The 15123-nt window shown below is 60.1% G+C and carries 12 protein-coding genes; 4 read left to right on the top strand and 8 right to left on the bottom strand.

Annotation, left to right across the window (positions count from 1 at the left end):
* The first annotated feature begins 68 nt into the window (after positions 1 to 68).
* Complete coding sequence (locus tag ACVOKO_RS15760) at positions 69 to 608, top strand: pseudouridine synthase (RefSeq protein ID WP_346499822.1); 540 nt, start codon at positions 69 to 71, stop codon at positions 606 to 608.
* A gap of 144 nt (positions 609 to 752) precedes the next feature.
* Here the strand turns inward: ACVOKO_RS15760 and ACVOKO_RS15755 are convergent, their stop codons facing one another.
* The 7 genes from ACVOKO_RS15755 to ACVOKO_RS15725 all read right to left on the bottom strand — a co-directional run bounded on the left by ACVOKO_RS15755 (position 753) and on the right by ACVOKO_RS15725 (position 9340).
* Positions 753 to 1493 (bottom strand): hypothetical protein, encoded by a 741-nt coding sequence (locus ACVOKO_RS15755; RefSeq protein ID WP_346499821.1) that lies wholly within the window; start codon positions 1491 to 1493, stop codon positions 753 to 755.
* Positions 1494 to 1550: 57 nt separating this feature from the next.
* Complete coding sequence (locus tag ACVOKO_RS15750) at positions 1551 to 1901, bottom strand: hypothetical protein (protein WP_346499820.1); 351 nt, start codon at positions 1899 to 1901, stop codon at positions 1551 to 1553.
* Between the two features lie 439 nt (positions 1902 to 2340).
* Positions 2341 to 2721: a VOC family protein gene (locus ACVOKO_RS15745; RefSeq protein ID WP_346499819.1), complete on the bottom strand. Its 381-nt coding sequence runs from the start codon at positions 2719 to 2721 to the stop codon at positions 2341 to 2343.
* 156 nt (positions 2722 to 2877) lie between these two features.
* On the bottom strand, positions 2878 to 3465 hold the full coding sequence (locus tag ACVOKO_RS15740; RefSeq protein ID WP_346499818.1) for a dihydrofolate reductase family protein: 588 nt from the start codon (positions 3463 to 3465) through the stop codon (positions 2878 to 2880).
* A 1639-nt stretch (positions 3466 to 5104) separates the two neighbouring features.
* A complete protein-coding gene (locus tag ACVOKO_RS15735; RefSeq protein ID WP_346499817.1) occupies positions 5105 to 5320 on the bottom strand; it encodes a hypothetical protein in 216 nt (71 codons plus the stop codon).
* Positions 5321 to 8767: 3447 nt separating this feature from the next.
* A complete protein-coding gene (locus ACVOKO_RS15730) occupies positions 8768 to 9013 on the bottom strand; it encodes a hypothetical protein (protein WP_346499816.1) in 246 nt (81 codons plus the stop codon).
* Positions 9014 to 9100: 87 nt separating this feature from the next.
* The gene (locus ACVOKO_RS15725; RefSeq protein WP_346499815.1) at positions 9101 to 9340 is read right to left on the bottom strand and encodes a hypothetical protein; all 240 of its coding nucleotides are present in this window, start codon (positions 9338 to 9340) and stop codon (positions 9101 to 9103) included.
* A 510-nt stretch (positions 9341 to 9850) separates the two neighbouring features.
* Between ACVOKO_RS15725 and ACVOKO_RS15720 the strand changes: the two genes are divergently transcribed.
* Positions 9851 to 10873: an integron integrase gene (locus tag ACVOKO_RS15720; protein ID WP_346499814.1), complete on the top strand. Its 1023-nt coding sequence runs from the start codon at positions 9851 to 9853 to the stop codon at positions 10871 to 10873.
* A 9-nt stretch (positions 10874 to 10882) separates the two neighbouring features.
* Here ACVOKO_RS15720 and ilvD read toward each other — a convergent pair whose 3' ends face one another.
* Positions 10883 to 12721, bottom strand: a complete 1839-nt coding sequence (ilvD, locus tag ACVOKO_RS15715; protein WP_346499813.1) for a dihydroxy-acid dehydratase — start codon at positions 12719 to 12721, stop codon at positions 10883 to 10885.
* 545 nt (positions 12722 to 13266) lie between these two features.
* Between ilvD and ACVOKO_RS15710 the strand changes: the two genes are divergently transcribed.
* Entirely contained in the window at positions 13267 to 13833 is a 567-nt protein-coding gene (locus tag ACVOKO_RS15710; protein ID WP_346499812.1) for a DUF1190 domain-containing protein, read from the top strand.
* Positions 13834 to 13837: 4 nt separating this feature from the next.
* Entirely contained in the window at positions 13838 to 15025 is a 1188-nt protein-coding gene (locus ACVOKO_RS15705; RefSeq protein ID WP_346499811.1) for a glutathionylspermidine synthase family protein, read from the top strand.
* Positions 15026 to 15123 lie beyond the last annotated feature (98 nt).

Here is a 15123-nt window from a genome sequence, read left to right as displayed (position 1 = left end):
CGGCCGATGGCCGCTTGCCGCGCACCGCCAGCGGTGCACCCCGATCCCCTCTCCAGTTGCTGTTGCACATGCTCATCGCCTTCAATAAACCCTTCAACGTGCTGTGCCAGTTCACCGACCGCAGCCAGCCGCCGCGCGCGACCCTGGCCGGCTTCGGTTTGCCCGCCAATGTGTATGCGGCCGGCCGCCTGGATTACGACAGCGAAGGCCTGTTGCTGCTCACCGATGACGGCACTCTCGCCCATCGCTTGACCGACCCGCGCCACAAGCAAGCCAAGACCTATTGGGTGCAGGTGGAAGGCGAGCCAAGCGAAGACAAGCTGCAGGCGCTGCGTGATGGTGTGCAGCTCAATGACGGCCCAACCTTGCCTGCCCGCGTTGAACTGCTGCCGGCCGCGCCCAAGCTCTGGGAGCGCACGCCGCCGGTACGCTTCCGCAAGACCGTGCCGGACAGCTGGCTGGCCATCACCCTGCGCGAAGGCCGCAACCGTCAGGTGCGGCGCATGACCGCTGCTGTTGGTTTGCCCACGTTGCGGCTGGTGCGGGCGGTGATGGGGCCGTATGCCCTGGAAGACCTTCAGCCGGGGCAGTGGCGCCAGCTCGATTGAACAACCGCCTCGGCCTGCCGTGGCAGGCAGCCGGGTAACCCCGCCGCGACGAAGAATGGCCGGCGCGGCCGCGGTCGACAAGCTGCTGGCCGGCTGGGGCGGCGGCACTCCCACATCCTTGTCGAGAGCGCTGCCGCATGCGAGCTATTTGCCGAACAGCCGGGAAAACCTGCCTGGGCGCTTGACGGGCAAGCTGTCCCGGTTTTCCTGCAAGGCCTGACCCAGCTGCTGCGCGGCAGCCTCGGCATAAAGCAGGGCGCCGTCAGGGTGGCAGTTGTACAGATTGGACAGGCTGCGGCTTTCGTTGAGATTGAACGGGCTGGGTTCCACCACCTCCGAAGCCTCGATCAGACCCAGTCCGGCGCTGATCGCCGCATCCAGCGCCAGCCAGAAGACATGCAGCCGCCCATGCGAGAACACATCGTCCATCTGTGCGCGGACGCGTGCATTGCGGTGGTAGTCGCTGCGCAGGCGCTTGAGGCTTTGAAGGGGCAGATAGGCGCCGCCGCAATAATTCTGGGTCAAGCAGTTGTCGAAATGCAGATGTTGCAGACGCTCCGGAACCAGCCGCTTCCAGTCGCCGACGTAGCCGGCCATCAACGCGTCCTTCAACAGGAACGAGAAGCCACCGCCGCGGATGTAATGATGTTGGCGCAGAAACCCGCAGATGATCGCCGCGTAATAGGCATGGCCTCGGGCAAAGGAAACGCCGTCGTCGATCTTGCGTGCTTCGTCGAAGCGCAGGCGCAGTTGCTCTGCATAGAAGGCGTCCACGCCAAAGCGTGGCAGCAGCGTTTTGTAGAAAAGCGGGTCTTCAATGCCGGCAAAGTAGATGGAGCGAATCTCGTCTTCTGCGATCGGGTGATAGGTGATGTCCCATCCCATGACTACATCCTTGTTGGTCGTTGATTCTCGTGCACTGCCGGTGACGCACTGCGGCAGTCAACAGATATCGATGGTGGTGGCAAAGCCGGCCGGGTCCTGCGCATGGATGGCAATCTCCGCAGGGACAAAGCTGCTGCCGCGAAAGACCGGTATGGCTTCATAGCGATGCAGTTTGCCGGCACGCATCATCGGCAACACGGTGACCAGGTCGATCCTGCGCTTCTGTTCCGCCACCCATAAGGGTACAAATATCTTGTTCTGCGTCTGGCTACTGCCACCCAGTTCTTCAGGAATCAGGTGCAGCAGGGTCAGCTCGCGCCGTAGCACTGCTGCTTCGCATTTCTTTTGTGTATCGAAATGGCAGAAGTCGGTGCAGCCGGTTTTGCGGGAGCGGCGCCCGTCGTGCATGAAGCTCTCCTATGGCTACCAGGCTGGAACGAAACAGGAATCAACCCAGTGCCGTCGCTCGCTGAAACATCTGCCTATCGCTTGACGATGCAAGCGCATCGCGATGGACGCCGTTATGTTTTGGAGCCGAGAGGATACGAGAGTTTTGCCGGATCGCCTTGTTATCGCTGGGCATGAGGCGGCGCAGCTACGGCATGTAAGCAGACCGCAGTTGATCGCCGGCGCGACATGCTGCGTTTGTGCATTGCCCACGCAGGACGGATGCCGCCGGATTCTGCTGACAGCGTGCGCGCCAGTGCGTTGAGTTCGGACTGCCGGCGCTCATCGCTACTGCGGCCGTGCTGCGAAAACACAATGTGCCGGAGGCAGCGGCAGGAGCGGATGTGGTGCAGCCGATGGCAACGCCTGCACCGTGATGGGCGACAGGCGTGAGTGCAGGCTACTGCCCGGCAGGCGGCTCCCAGAGTTCGACCTTGTTGCCTTCCGGGTCCATCACCCAGCCGAATTTCCCCTGCTCGGAACTCTGCGGCTCGCCCACCACATCGCAGCCTTCGCTGCGCAACGCCGCGAGCAATGCATCCAGATCATCGACGCGGAAATTGATCATGAACGGTGCATGCGAGGGCGCCATGTAGTCGGTGTCGGCGGCAAACGGACTCCAGATCGTTGCACCCGCCGGGCTGTCGGCGCCGCCCCATTGAAACACCGCGCCACCCCAGTCACTGACATCCAACCCAAGGTGCTCCCGATACCAGGCGGACAAGGCCTTGGGATCGCTCGACTTGAAGAAGATGCCGCCAATGCCGGTTACGCGCTTCATGCTGAATCTCCTGGGCTGAATGATTGTGGCGGAGTTGCGAGTTCGAACGTGGCAGAGCCAGCGCTGCAGGCTGCGCCTGAATCCAACTGTCAGCGAGCCCCGCTGCGGCCACCGAGACGGGTGATCGTGAATGCAATGTACTCTGCCAATCGCAGTTCAACATCCACCCTGACCGTGGCGCGCGTCCGCCTGGCCAGGCCGGTAGCAGAGTTGCACGATGCCCCCGGAGAAAGTTCTGGTACCGATGAGCTCCAACGCAATGGAGCCCAGTTGGTCGAAAATTCGGGGGCCGGCTGACCAGAGGTAGGGGCTTACCGTGAACCAGAACTCATCGATGAGTTTATGCGTTGCGAGGTCGCGGGCCAGCTCACCAGCGCCGGAGATAATGAGGTTGCCCTCATGCTGCGCCTTCAGGCGCGAAATGCTGTCGGCCAGGCCGCCTTCAAGCAACGTGGCGTTCCAGCTCAGCGGGCCGCTCAATGATCGCGACGCTACATACTTTGGCATGCTGTTCATCCGCCGCGCATACGCTTCGTATCCCGGGACAGCCACAAGCTGGGGCCAGGCAGCGGCCAAGCCTTCATAGGTCTTGCGCCCCAGTACCATTGCATCGGCGGCTTGCCACATATCCAGCGAGGCCTGCTGACTGTCCGGATCCAGTACGAGCCAGCCGGCGGGCGCAGGTGACGGTGCTTCGAAAGCGCCGTTGACGGTAATGGCCGCGTTGAGGATGAGTTTTCCCATCAGCAGTTCTCCGGTTGAAATCACAGGGGACTTCGGGTTCGGAAGGACTATAGCCGGTGACGAATACGGAGCGACCTGCTGCAACGAGCGTGATCACCGCTCATCGCTGAGTCAAGCCAAGCGGTGACGGGCATTGGCTTTGTTGAACCATCAGCCTGCAGTCTGGAACCAATGGGAGTGAACAAGCTCAAGGAACGCAGAATCCATGAGCAGCCCTGGGTGACCGGACGGGTAGCGACTATCGGCTGAGGTTGGGTTGCTTGTTGGGCGACCGAGCATTCGATTGAAGCGCCAGGCTTAGCGTGATGACATAAGCTGCAAACAGGTATGCTGGTGGGTTCGCGTAGAAGAAGTCTTTGCTTTGCACAGTAAATCCAATGCCGACAACCTCAAAAACGCGATAGAGAACTGCGCCGCTTTGTACACGACGCCAGATTGGTATGTAGCGATACAAATGGGTCATATGGGCTGGCGGTGAGTTGGTCTGTTGTCTCGCGGGAACGTCTATACGATGCCTAACTTCCGAATTAAGCCGTTCAGCGCGGCGGGTTCGGCTTGATTGAAATGTTAGGTGGCAGGCTTGGTACTGCACGCATTGATTGTCCAGCCGTTGATGGTAGCGGCGATGCCATCAAGTGGCATTACTGTCCGGCGCAGCTGGTTCTCTGGAAGTCAGTGCGATAATCCACGCAACAATCTCTAGCGCGATGCCAATGCCGCCAAGCAGCCATGCCCCCGTGCTGGATGAGACGACGTAAAGGCAGAGCGCGGCCAAGAATAGAAGGGTTGCGAAAGCATGTAGGACTTTCATTTGGTCGCCTAATTCCTGAATTTAGCCCACGCTGCGAGTTCGGCTTGAATGAACTGTCAGGCGTCACTGTAGCTCCTAATAGTTAGCGGATTTGGAAGCGGCACCTTTCCATACCCGACCAACTCAAGGCCCGCAATGGCGCCATTTTGAGCCCAAACGATGATCACAATTTTTTGACGACCGCTCAATGCTACGGCCTCCGCGATATTTTTCCCAATAGTTGCGTCTCCGTCAGGTCCGAACCAAACCGTGGCACAGCCGCATTTGCACGCTGCGGTGACGTGAAGCGAGTGGATGGACGCCAGAACCTCCTGAGATATAGGAGTTAGAGCGCCCACAGCCAATACACGCTCCAAGACCAACGCCTCTGATTTTGAAATTGGCCGAGACATTGGGTGCGGTGCCTAACTCTGGAATTAAGCCGACCCGCGAAGCGGGTTCGGCTTGAATGAATTATTAGGCATCAACCAGATTTGGCCGCGCCCAGTAGGACAAGTATGACAGCGGCTGACGATCCCATGCCCAGAAACGCGGTAACGGCTGACAGCGCATAGGCTAAGAGCTTGCGAAGCGGCCCGGACGACAAACGACTACCCCGAAAGAACATGACGGATGCCGGCAACATGAGCAAGCCCACTAAGCTCATGTAAAAGGAGGTGGTGAAACCATCCGGCTTAGGAAGCAGGCCACGGCCGAGCGCGACCATCGCCGCTAGGGCGATGAGAGAAAGTGCATATGCAAATGCCAGAGATCTCGCCATTGATGCCTAACTCCGGAATTAAGCCGACTCGCGCAGCGAGTTCGGCTTGAATGAACTGTTAGGCGTCATCACTCGCGCGCCTCGCTGGGAGAAAGATACGGAACAGCTCTATCAAGGCGCTGCTTTAAGCAGGAGCCGTGAGCGCTGAGGGCTTGAATGGCGTCTCCAGCGAGCGGCAACATGATTGGTTGCAGGTCCTGCTCTATCCATGCTCCACAAAAGCAGCAGTGATGATCGCCGCATACGAGATCAGCCCAAATTTGGTGAATCTTGGAATCTTCCATGACGCCTAACTCTGGAATTAAGCCGACTCGCGCAGCGAGTTCGGCTTGAATGAACTGTTAGGCGGCTGTGGCCACTTACCAAATACCGGACCAATGCTGCCTCGCTTGTGCAACCCAACGCGAGCCGATCATGCCACAGCTTGCGGGGTGGAGCTTGCTCGGGAAACCTTGCCGAGCGCTGCCGCCGAAGTGCGATGAAATGATTGCGGCAAAGCAATGAAGCGTAAGGCGAAGTGACGAACTTGCCGGTGCCAGGAACGGTTGGAACTCTTACCCGAAGCCGACCAGTGACTTGCCGACGTTGCTGCCGAAAGAAGAAGGGCCAGCCACCCAACACACCGCCGCTTAACTCCGGAATTAAGCCGCGCCGCGTAGCGGCGTCGGCTTGAATGAACTGTTAGGCGGCTGTGGCCACTTGCCGACCCCGTGCCAATGCTGCCTTGCTTATGCAACCCAACGCCAGCCGATCATGCCACAGCTCTCGGGACGGAGCTTGCCCAGGAAACCTTGCCGAGCGTTGCCGCCGAGGTGTGATGAAATGATTGCGGAAGGGCAGTGAGGCGTAAGGCGAAGTGGCGAGCTTGCGGATACCAGGAACAGTTGGAACTGATACCCGGAGCCGACCAGTGAATTGCCGATGTTGCTGCCGAAAGAAGAAGGGCGAGCCAGCCCAACACACCGCCGCCTAACTCCGGAATTAAGCCGACCCGCGAAGCGGGTTCGGCTTGAATGAACTGTTAGGCGCCGCAAGCATCCTGTGGCCCCATTGATTTGCCTACCCAGCCAGCCTCAACAACATCGACTGCCAATAGTATTTGCTGTGCAAACGAACGGGCCTGCGCCACGTCGAACTCCACTGCACCCTCATGAGGCATTGCTACGACCTTGATGAAGATGAGCCCCTCATCCTGGCGTGGCTCGCACGTTACCGTCTCTTGATACCGCTGCTCTGGAGAGTCTGTCATGGCAATCTTGCGCCTAACTCTGGAATTAAGCCGCGCCGCGTAGCGGCGTCGGCTTGAATGAACTGTTAGGCGGCTGTGGCGACTGACCGAACCCCCGCCCAAAGCTACCCTGCTTGTACAACTCAACGCGAGCCGATCATGCCACAGCCTGCGGGATGGAGCTCGCCCGGAAAACCTTGCCGAGCGTTGCCACCGAAGTGCGGTGAAATGATTGCGGCACGGCGGTGAGGCGTAAGACGAAGTGGCGAGCTAGCCGGTGCCAGGAACAATTGGAACTGTTACCCGGAGCCGACCGGTGACTTGCCAATGTTGCTGCTGAAAGAAGAACGGCCAGCCAACCAACACACCGCCGCCTAACTCCGGAATTAAGCCGACTCGCGGAGCGAGTTCGGCTTGAATGAACTGTTAGGTATCCTGATCTCGAACTACAAGGGATTCAAGTCTTTGGACTGCGGGCTGAATTGCTGGGTGACGCATGACCCATAACTCTCCCAGGAACTGGGAGACGGTAGCCGAGCTCAATGCGCGATTGAGGTTTCCGGCTTTCGTAGCTTGAAGCAATTTGTGCGCCAGACTTAGGACATGTTCCGTAGTACCTGCGGCTGAGGTACCCAGCTCTGAACCCCATTCCTTCTGGACCGCCGACACCAACTTGCCTGCAGCTACTTCGGCTCCGCTGCGTGTTTTCGGCATGCCTAACTCCGGAATTAAGCCGACCCGCGCAGCGGGTTCGTGAATGAACTGTTAGGCGCAACCCTACGATCCGAAGCCGGCAGGAAGCAACCGAACTTCTGCGGACATGCAGACGCCATTACCTCCGGATAGTGGCCGTACACCCAAGATGGTGCCCTGCTGCGTGAGCTCTGCCTGGACTATGACGATAGGCTGCTCAGAGCCATCCTCCAGTAGCTGAACTGCACAGCATGGAAGGCTCAGTGGAGCTGGAGTGGAACCACCTGGCACATAGAAGACGGCAGAGCCGGCCGCAACATCAGCCTCAGTCGCTGGCCGGCCGACTATGCACGGTATGGCATGCCAATCGGTTGCCGAAACGGGACCCCAAAAATTAGTCATAGCTGCAGTGGCGCCTAACTCTGGAATTAAGCCGCGCCGCGTAGCGGCGTCGGCTTGAATGAACTGTTAGGCGGCTGTGGCGACTGACCGAACCCCCGCCCAAAGCTACCCTGCTTGTACAACTCAACGCGAGCCGATCATGCCACAGCCTGCGGGATGGAGCTCGCCCGGAAAACCTTGCCGAGCGTTGCCACCGAAGTGCGGTGAAATGATTGCGGCACGGCGGTGAGGCGTAAGACGAAGTGGCGAGCTAGCCGGTGCCAGGAACAATTGGAACTGTTACCCGGAGCCGACCGGTGACTTGCCAATGTTGCTGCTGAAAGAAGAACGGCCAGCCAACCAACACACCGCCGCCTAACTCTGGAATTAAGCCGACCCGCGGAGCGGGTTCGGCTTGAATGAACTGTTAGGCCCCAGCGGGATAGTACTTTTGCATGAAATCACGCAGTAGCCCATCCGTAACCTCTCTGTTGCCGGAACAGTACGCAGAAAACATGGACAAGTAATCCCGCATCTTTTGTGAGTCATCTCGCAGATCGTATACCGAGCTGACTCGACCGTGCCGTGACACGGCAGTGGCCCAATCGCCGCGATTGAGGCTAAAGAATATCCAGCAGTGTTCTGCTTCCAGGTGATCGTCTGAGAGCTGGCTGCAATTGTTGGACGCAAGCACCCTCGCAGCTGCGAAAGTAATCTCAGGTTTGCGGGAGTCTGTCATGCAGGGCCTAGCTCCGGAATTAAGCCGCGCCGCGAAGCGGCGTCGGCTTGAATGAACTGTTAGGGCCCATGCTAGCCAAAAGCTCGGCGATGAGCAGCCTCTAGCCAGGCGCGGTCAACGGGCCCATCGAAACCAACGACCGCATCTACTCCGCAGTGCGGACAGATTGCGGTCTTATCTTCCTCATCGCACCACTCAACAATGGAGCTCGGTGCGAACTCTATGAAGCAGTAGACACAGGCTGCGGCTTCGCTGGCGAGGAGCCGTCTGCGGTTCGTTGAAGTGTCGTTGGTTCTTCCCAAGATGCCTAACTCCGGAATTAAGCCGACCCGCGAAGCGGGTTCGGCTTGAATGAACTGTTAGGCGCCGCAAGCATCCTGTGGCCCCATTGATTTGCCTACCCAGCCAGCCTCAACAACATCGACTGCCAATAGTATTTGCTGTGCAAACGAACGGGCCTGCGCCACGTCGAACTCCACTGCACCCTCATGAGGCATTGCTACGACCTTGATGAAGATGAGCCCCTCATCCTGGCGTGGCTCGCACGTTACCGTCTCTTGATACCGCTGCTCTGGAGAGTCTGTCATGGCAATCTTGCGCCTAACTCTGGAATTAAGCCGACCCGCGAAGCGGGTTCGGCTTGAATGAACTGTTAGGCCTTGCTGGCCGTAGGAGTAGCACTGTGATGGTTTAGGTTGTGATGCGATACTCAAGGACTACATGTGGTTCGCTGTTCTCGATTACATATCTCATTCCATTTGAGGCTGCCAGTAACTCACGCTGTTGCTTAAATGTCTCTGCATCTGCGCCGCTAGAAAACTCATAGGAAAGTACATGTTGTGTAGCGGTAGCCTTGAGTTTGCAGGTCCGGAATCCCGCCTGATTGATGAGTAATTGATTGTTTCGGCGGATGATGTCATCAATGTTGTTGCTCACAATTTCTCCTAATGGCGGATTACTGATTGATAGGCCTAACTCTGGAATTAAGCCGACTCGCGAAGCGAGTTCGGCTTGAATGAACTGTTAGGCGGCAACCATGCGCCACCTGCCTTGCAAAACACCGAACTGCATCTGTGCTTGGGCGAACGCGTCAGCGACTGATATGTGCCACGTGTCTCCGTTGAAGGAATCGCCCCCAAGGGGTGAAGAGCTGACAAGGAAATAGCCTGACGAGTCCTTGAGAATCCCCAAATGAACGGGAACGCTCACGTCGTTGACGATGGCAGAAAAGTCATCTATCTCAAAGGTGAGGATCTGCTCCATTGCCGCCTAACTCTGGAATTAAGCCGACTCGCGCAGCGAGTTCGGCTTGAATGAACTGTTAGGCGGCTGTGGCCACTTACCAAATACCGGACCAATGCTGCCTCGCTTGTGCAACCCAACGCGAGCCGATCATGCCACAGCTTGCGGGGTGGAGCTTGCTCGGGAAACCTTGCCGAGCGCTGCCGCCGAAGTGCGATGAAATGATTGCGGCAAAGCAATGAAGCGTAAGGCGAAGTGACGAACTTGCCGGTGCCAGGAACGGTTGGAACTCTTACCCGAAGCCGACCAGTGACTTGCCGACGTTGCTGCCGAAAGAAGAAGGGCCAGCCACCCAACACACCGCCGCTTAACTCTTAGTAGACCGCCCCAAGGCGGTGTAAAGCCGAGTATGCCCACTTTTGTGTCGCGTTTGAACCGGGAAATTCTCACAAAGAAACAGTGGCTTGCGGGATTCTTGAGCCCGCATCGCCATATCAATCTCCAAGCTTATTACTGCTCGGAGGTCGTGATATGGAATATGCCCCTGTTTCAGCGGGTGTAAAAGCCGCTAAATCCCCGCGATTACTGGATCGGGTAAGGGAGCATATCCGGGTCCGGCACTATAGCTTGCGCACTGAGCAGGCTTACGTTGGCTGGATACGGCGCTTCATCCTTGCCAATGGCAAACGCCATCCGCAGGAGCTTGGTGCTGCTGAAGTCGGGGACTTTCTGACCCGTCTGGCGACGGTGAGAAACGTGTCGGCTTCTACCCAGAACCAGGCGCTGTCGGCGTTGCTGTTTCTCTATCGCGTGGTGCTGGACATGGAGCTGCCGCGCCTGGATCAGGTCGTACGCGCCAAGCGGCCGCGTCGTCTTCCGGTTGTTTTGTCACAGGAGGAGGTTGCGCGATTGCTGCAAGCCATTCCTGAGGGGCAAACGGCGATGATGGCTCAACTTCTGTACGGCACGGGTATGCGCTTGATGGAGTGTGTTCGGCTTCGCATCAAGGACGTGGATTTCGGGCGCAACGAGATCTGTGTGCGTAGTGGCAAGGGCAACAAGGACCGACGTGTGCCGCTGCCCATCTCGCTCTGTGAGCGGTTGCTGCGGCAACGCGAACGGGCGTTGTTGATGCATCGCGCGGATACCGATGGAGGAATGGGCCGGGCACAGTTGCCCTATGCGCTGGCACGCAAGTATCCGAATGCAAACGCGGAGCCGGGTTGGCAATACCTGTTCCCTTCTGCGCGGATGTCTACCGATCCGCGAACCAGGGCAATCGGGCGGCATCACGTCAGCGAAGAGCCATTGCAGCATGCGGTGAAATTGGCACGGGCCACGGCGAGCATCGCAAAGCCTGCAACCTGCCATTCCTTGCGTCACTCCTTTGCGACGCATCTGCTGGAGGCTGGTCACGACATTCGTACGGTGCAGGAGCTACTGGGGCATAAGGATGTCGCTACCACCCAGATCTATACGCACCTGCTTGGGCGGGGTGCGGGAGGTCTGCTCAGCCCCTTGGACCGGCTACCGGGAGTGTTACTCCCGGTGTGATGGCGGCAATCAACCGTCCAGCAACGCCTTGTCGCGCACGGCACCCTTGTCGGCGCTGGTCGCGAGCAGGGCGTACGCCTTCAGTGCCGTGGTGACCTTGCGCGAGCGCGCTTCGGCCGGCTTCCAGCCCTTGGCGTCCTGCTCGCTGCGACGACGTGCGAGTTCGGCATCATCCACCAGCAGGTTGATGCCGCGCTGCGGGATGTCGATCAGGATGCGGTCGCCGTCGCGCACCAGGCCGATGGCACCGCCGGCTGCGGCTTCCGGCGAGCAATGGCCAATGCTCAGGCCCGAGGTGCCACCGGAGAAACGACCGTCGGTGAGCAGGGCGCAGGCTTTGCCCATGCCCTTGGATTTGAGGTAACTGGTCGGGTACAGCATTTCCTGCATGCCCGGGCCGCCCTTGGGGCCTTCGTAGCGGATCACCACCACGTCGCCGGCCTTTACTTCGTTGCCGAGGATGCCTTTGACAGCCGCATCCTGGCTTTCGTAGACGCGCGCATTGCCTTCGAATACGTGGATGGATTCGTCCACACCGGCGGTCTTCACCACGCAGCCGTCGGCGGCGAGGTTGCCGTACAGCACGGCCAAGCCACCTTCGCTGGAGAAGGCGTGGGCAACATCGCGGATGCAGCCTTCGGCGCGGTCCACGTCCAATGACGGCCAGCGCGTGGACTGGCTGAAAGCCACCTGGGTTGGAATGCCTGCCGGGCCGGCCTTGTAGAAGGTGTGTACCGCTTCATCCTGGGTCTGGGTGACGTCCCATTCCGCGATGGCCGCACCCAGCGTGCGGCTGTGCACGGTGGAGGCATCGGTGTGCAGCAGGCCGCCGCGGGCCAGCTCGCCGAGAATGGCCATGATGCCGCCAGCGCGGTGCACGTCTTCGATGTGGTACTTCTGCGTGTTCGGCGCCACTTTGCACAGCTGCGGCACACTGCGTGACAGGCGGTCGATGTCGCGCTGGTCGAAAGCGACTTCGGCTTCCTGCGCGGCGGCGAGCAGGTGCAGGATGGTGTTGGTGGAACCGCCCATGGCGATATCCAGCGTCATCGCGTTTTCGAAGGCTTCGAAGGTAGCGATGCCACGCGGCAGCACGTTGGCTTCTTCGCCGCCATACCAGCGGTGGCACAGTTCGACGATGAGGCGGCCAGCACGCTTGAACAGTGCCTCGCGGTCACTGTGGGTGGCCACGACGGTGCCGTTGCCAGGCAGCGACAGGCCCAATGCTTCGGTCAGGCAGTTCATCGAGTTGGCGGTGAACATGCCCGAGCACGAGCCACAGGTGGGGCAGGCGCTGCGCTCGATCGCGGCTACCTGCTCATCGCTGATGCTGTCATCGCCGGCAGCCACCATCGCATCGATCAGGTCGAGCTTGTGGTCGGCCAGTTTGGTCTTGCCGGCTTCCATCGGGCCGCCGGACACGAACACCGCAGGGATGTTCAGGCGCAGCGCGGCCATCAACATGCCTGGGGTGATCTTGTCGCAGTTGGAAATGCATACCAGCGCATCGGCGCAGTGCGCATTGGCCATGTATTCGACCGAGTCGGCGATGATCTCGCGGCTGGGCAGCGAGTACAGCATGCCGTCATGGCCCATGGCGATGCCGTCATCCACGGCGATGGTGTTGAATTCCTTGGCCACGCCACCGGCGGCTTCGATCTCGCGCGCCACGAGCTGGCCGAGGTCCTTCAGGTGCACGTGGCCGGGCACGAACTGGGTGAAGGAATTGACCACCGCGACGATGGGCTTGTGGAAGTCGCCATCGGTCATGCCGGTGGCACGCCACAGGGCGCGGGCGCCGGCCATGTTGCGGCCAGCGGTGGAGGTTTTCGAACGGTATTCAGGCATGGCGAGCGAGCGGGGCGGTCGTGCAGAAGTGCAGTGCGATTGATTCTGCATGAAGTTCCCGGTTGCAGCTGCAACCATCGGGTGGGGAAAGGGAAGGGCGGAAAAGGGGCGGTTGGCTGGATGTTGGTGGCAGGCTGCCAGGGTTCTGGTGGCGCCGGGGCCAGAGTCGAAGTTGAAGTCAGAGACGAAGGCGAAGGCGAAGGCGAAGGCAAACGCACCCCTCCCCAACCCTCCCCTGCGCTGCGCGCAAGGGAGGGGGCTGTTTGCTGCGGTCGTCCAGATCGCAGCGCAGCCGCTTCTGCCCCCTCCCTTGCGCGCAGCGCAGGGGAGGGTTGGGGAGGGGTGCTCTGGATTCTGCATTTCCATCGCACCATCAGCGCCCACGCGCTGAATAGCGCTAACAGCAAGGAAATACCGGAAAGCCAGTCGCCCCAAGCATTTCCAATACATCACCCGAAATCCGATTCAGCTTCGGGAGTTATCCGGTTTCCGTCTTGTAGCCTTCATCGGGCATTATTGGGGATCAAATTGACGGGGAACCGACCATGAAGCGATCCAAGGCCACCGCACTGGTGCTGATGAGCGCCGTGCCGCTGCTGCTGACCGCCTGCCAGAAGGAAGAGGCCGTGCAGACGCAGGAAGGGCTGTACACCTCGGTGGAAGCCTGCAGCGAAGCGACCGGCGATCCGTCCAGCTGCCGCGAGGCATTTGCCACCGCGCAGAAGCAGTCTGCCGATGCCGCGCCCAAGTACGCCAGCAAGGAAGAGTGCGCCAAGGAATACCCGGCCGAGCAGTGCGTGCAGCAGCAGACCAGCGCCGGCACCTCGTTCATCGGCCCGATGATGATGGGCTTCTTCATGTCGCAGATGCTCAACGGCAGCCGTGGCGCTGTGGCCGCACCGCCGGCCTCGCAGCCGGCGTTCAAGGACAAGGCAAATGGCTGGGCCAAGCCGGCTGCACCGGGTGGCAGCGGTGGTTTGAACACCGGTAGTGGCATTGGTGCTGGCAAGGCCGGCCTGGCTCCGGTCAACGCCACCCCGAACCGTGCCGTAACCGCCAGCCGTGGTGGTTTTGGTGCGCGCAGCGGCGGCCGCAGCAGCGTCGGCGGTTGATGCAGTGAAGCGTGTAGCAATTGCCGAACGCAGCAACTGGCGGGACCGTGCCGCTGAGGCAGGGTTCCGTTTCCACACCATCGACGGTGCGCCGTACTGGGATGAAAGCGCGTATTACGCGTTCACCCTGCGCCAGATCGAAAACGATATCGAAGACCCCAGCGCCGAGCTGCATGCGATGGCGCTGGATCTGGTGGGCGAAGTGGTGGGCAGCGAGGCGCTGATGGCGCAGCTGGCCATCCCGGAAGCGTTCCGCGACTGGATAGCCGAAAGCTGGCGCCGCCGCGACCCGCACCTCTACGGTCGCCTGGATTTTGCCTATGACGGCAATGGCCCGGCCAAGCTGTACGAGCTGAACTACGACACGCCAACCTCGCTGTACGAAGCGTCTTTCTTCCAGTGGCAATGGTTGGAAGACCAGCGCAACCGTGGCGTTTTGCCGCAGCAGGCCGATCAGTTCAATTCCATCCACGAAACCCTGGTGGAGCGGTTTGCCGAGTTGACCTCACGCCTGCCGCCGCCGCTGTATTTCAGCGCGGTTGGGGAGTCGGAGGAAGACCAGGGCACGGTCGCCTATCTGCGCGATTGCGCGGCCCAGGCCGGGCTGCATGCGGCGGCGATTGCCATCGAAGATATCGGCTTGTCGGCTGACGGCCGCTTCACCGATCTGGATGACGTGGTGATCGGCAGCCTGTTCAAGCTGTACCCGCTGGAAGATCTGATGCGCGAGGAATTCGGCGCGGCCTTGCCGCGTTCGGGCGTGCAGTTGCTGGAGCCGGCATGGAAGGCGGTGTTGAGCAACAAGGGCATCCTGCCGTTGTTGTGGCAGCGCCACCGTGGCCACCCGAATCTGCTGGAATGTTACTTCGACGACGGCAGTGCCTTGCCGGCCGGTTGGGTGCGCAAGCCGCTGCATTCGCGCGAAGGTGCCAACGTGGCGATGCACATGAGCGACGGTAGCTGGCAGGAAAGCGAAGGCCCGTACACCGGCCCCAGCATTCGTCAGGCATTCCATGCGTTGCCGGTGTTCGACGGCAACTATCCGCTGGTGGGTAGCTGGGTGGTGGGCGACCGCGCCTGTGGCGTCGGCATCCGTGAGGACAACAGCCGCATCACCCGCGACAGCGCACGCTTTGTGCCGCACGCCATCATCGATGATGCCCCGCAGGGCACAACGCGCATCTATCTGTAGGAGCGGCGTGAGCCGCGAAGCAGGAAATGCCGGAAATGCCCCTGTAGTGCCGAGCCATGCTCGGCTGGGGCATTACCGGTGAAGCCTCTGCCGAGCAT

This window comes from Stenotrophomonas sp. STEN240, assembly GCF_056756175.1.
The sequence above is the reverse complement of the archived record's forward strand: the minus strand, read 5'-3'. Positions and strand labels throughout refer to the sequence as shown.

Coding starts and splice junctions, on each gene's coding strand:
- ACVOKO_RS15750 (WP_346499820.1), bottom strand. CDS start 1,901: ATGCACGACGGGCGCCGCTCCCGCAAAACCGGCTGCACCGACTTCTGC.
- ACVOKO_RS15720 (WP_346499814.1), top strand. CDS start 9,851: ATGGAATATGCCCCTGTTTCAGCGGGTGTAAAAGCCGCTAAATCCCCG.
- ACVOKO_RS15735 (WP_346499817.1), bottom strand. CDS start 5,320: ATGGAAGATTCCAAGATTCACCAAATTTGGGCTGATCTCGTATGCGGC.
- ACVOKO_RS15740 (WP_346499818.1), bottom strand. CDS start 3,465: ATGGGAAAACTCATCCTCAACGCGGCCATTACCGTCAACGGCGCTTTC.
- ACVOKO_RS15725 (WP_346499815.1), bottom strand. CDS start 9,340: ATGGAGCAGATCCTCACCTTTGAGATAGATGACTTTTCTGCCATCGTC.
- ACVOKO_RS15745 (WP_346499819.1), bottom strand. CDS start 2,721: ATGAAGCGCGTAACCGGCATTGGCGGCATCTTCTTCAAGTCGAGCGAT.
- ilvD (WP_346499813.1), bottom strand. CDS start 12,721: ATGCCTGAATACCGTTCGAAAACCTCCACCGCTGGCCGCAACATGGCC.
- ACVOKO_RS15760 (WP_346499822.1), top strand. CDS start 69: ATGCTCATCGCCTTCAATAAACCCTTCAACGTGCTGTGCCAGTTCACC.
- ACVOKO_RS15755 (WP_346499821.1), bottom strand. CDS start 1,493: ATGGGATGGGACATCACCTATCACCCGATCGCAGAAGACGAGATTCGC.
- ACVOKO_RS15710 (WP_346499812.1), top strand. CDS start 13,267: ATGAAGCGATCCAAGGCCACCGCACTGGTGCTGATGAGCGCCGTGCCG.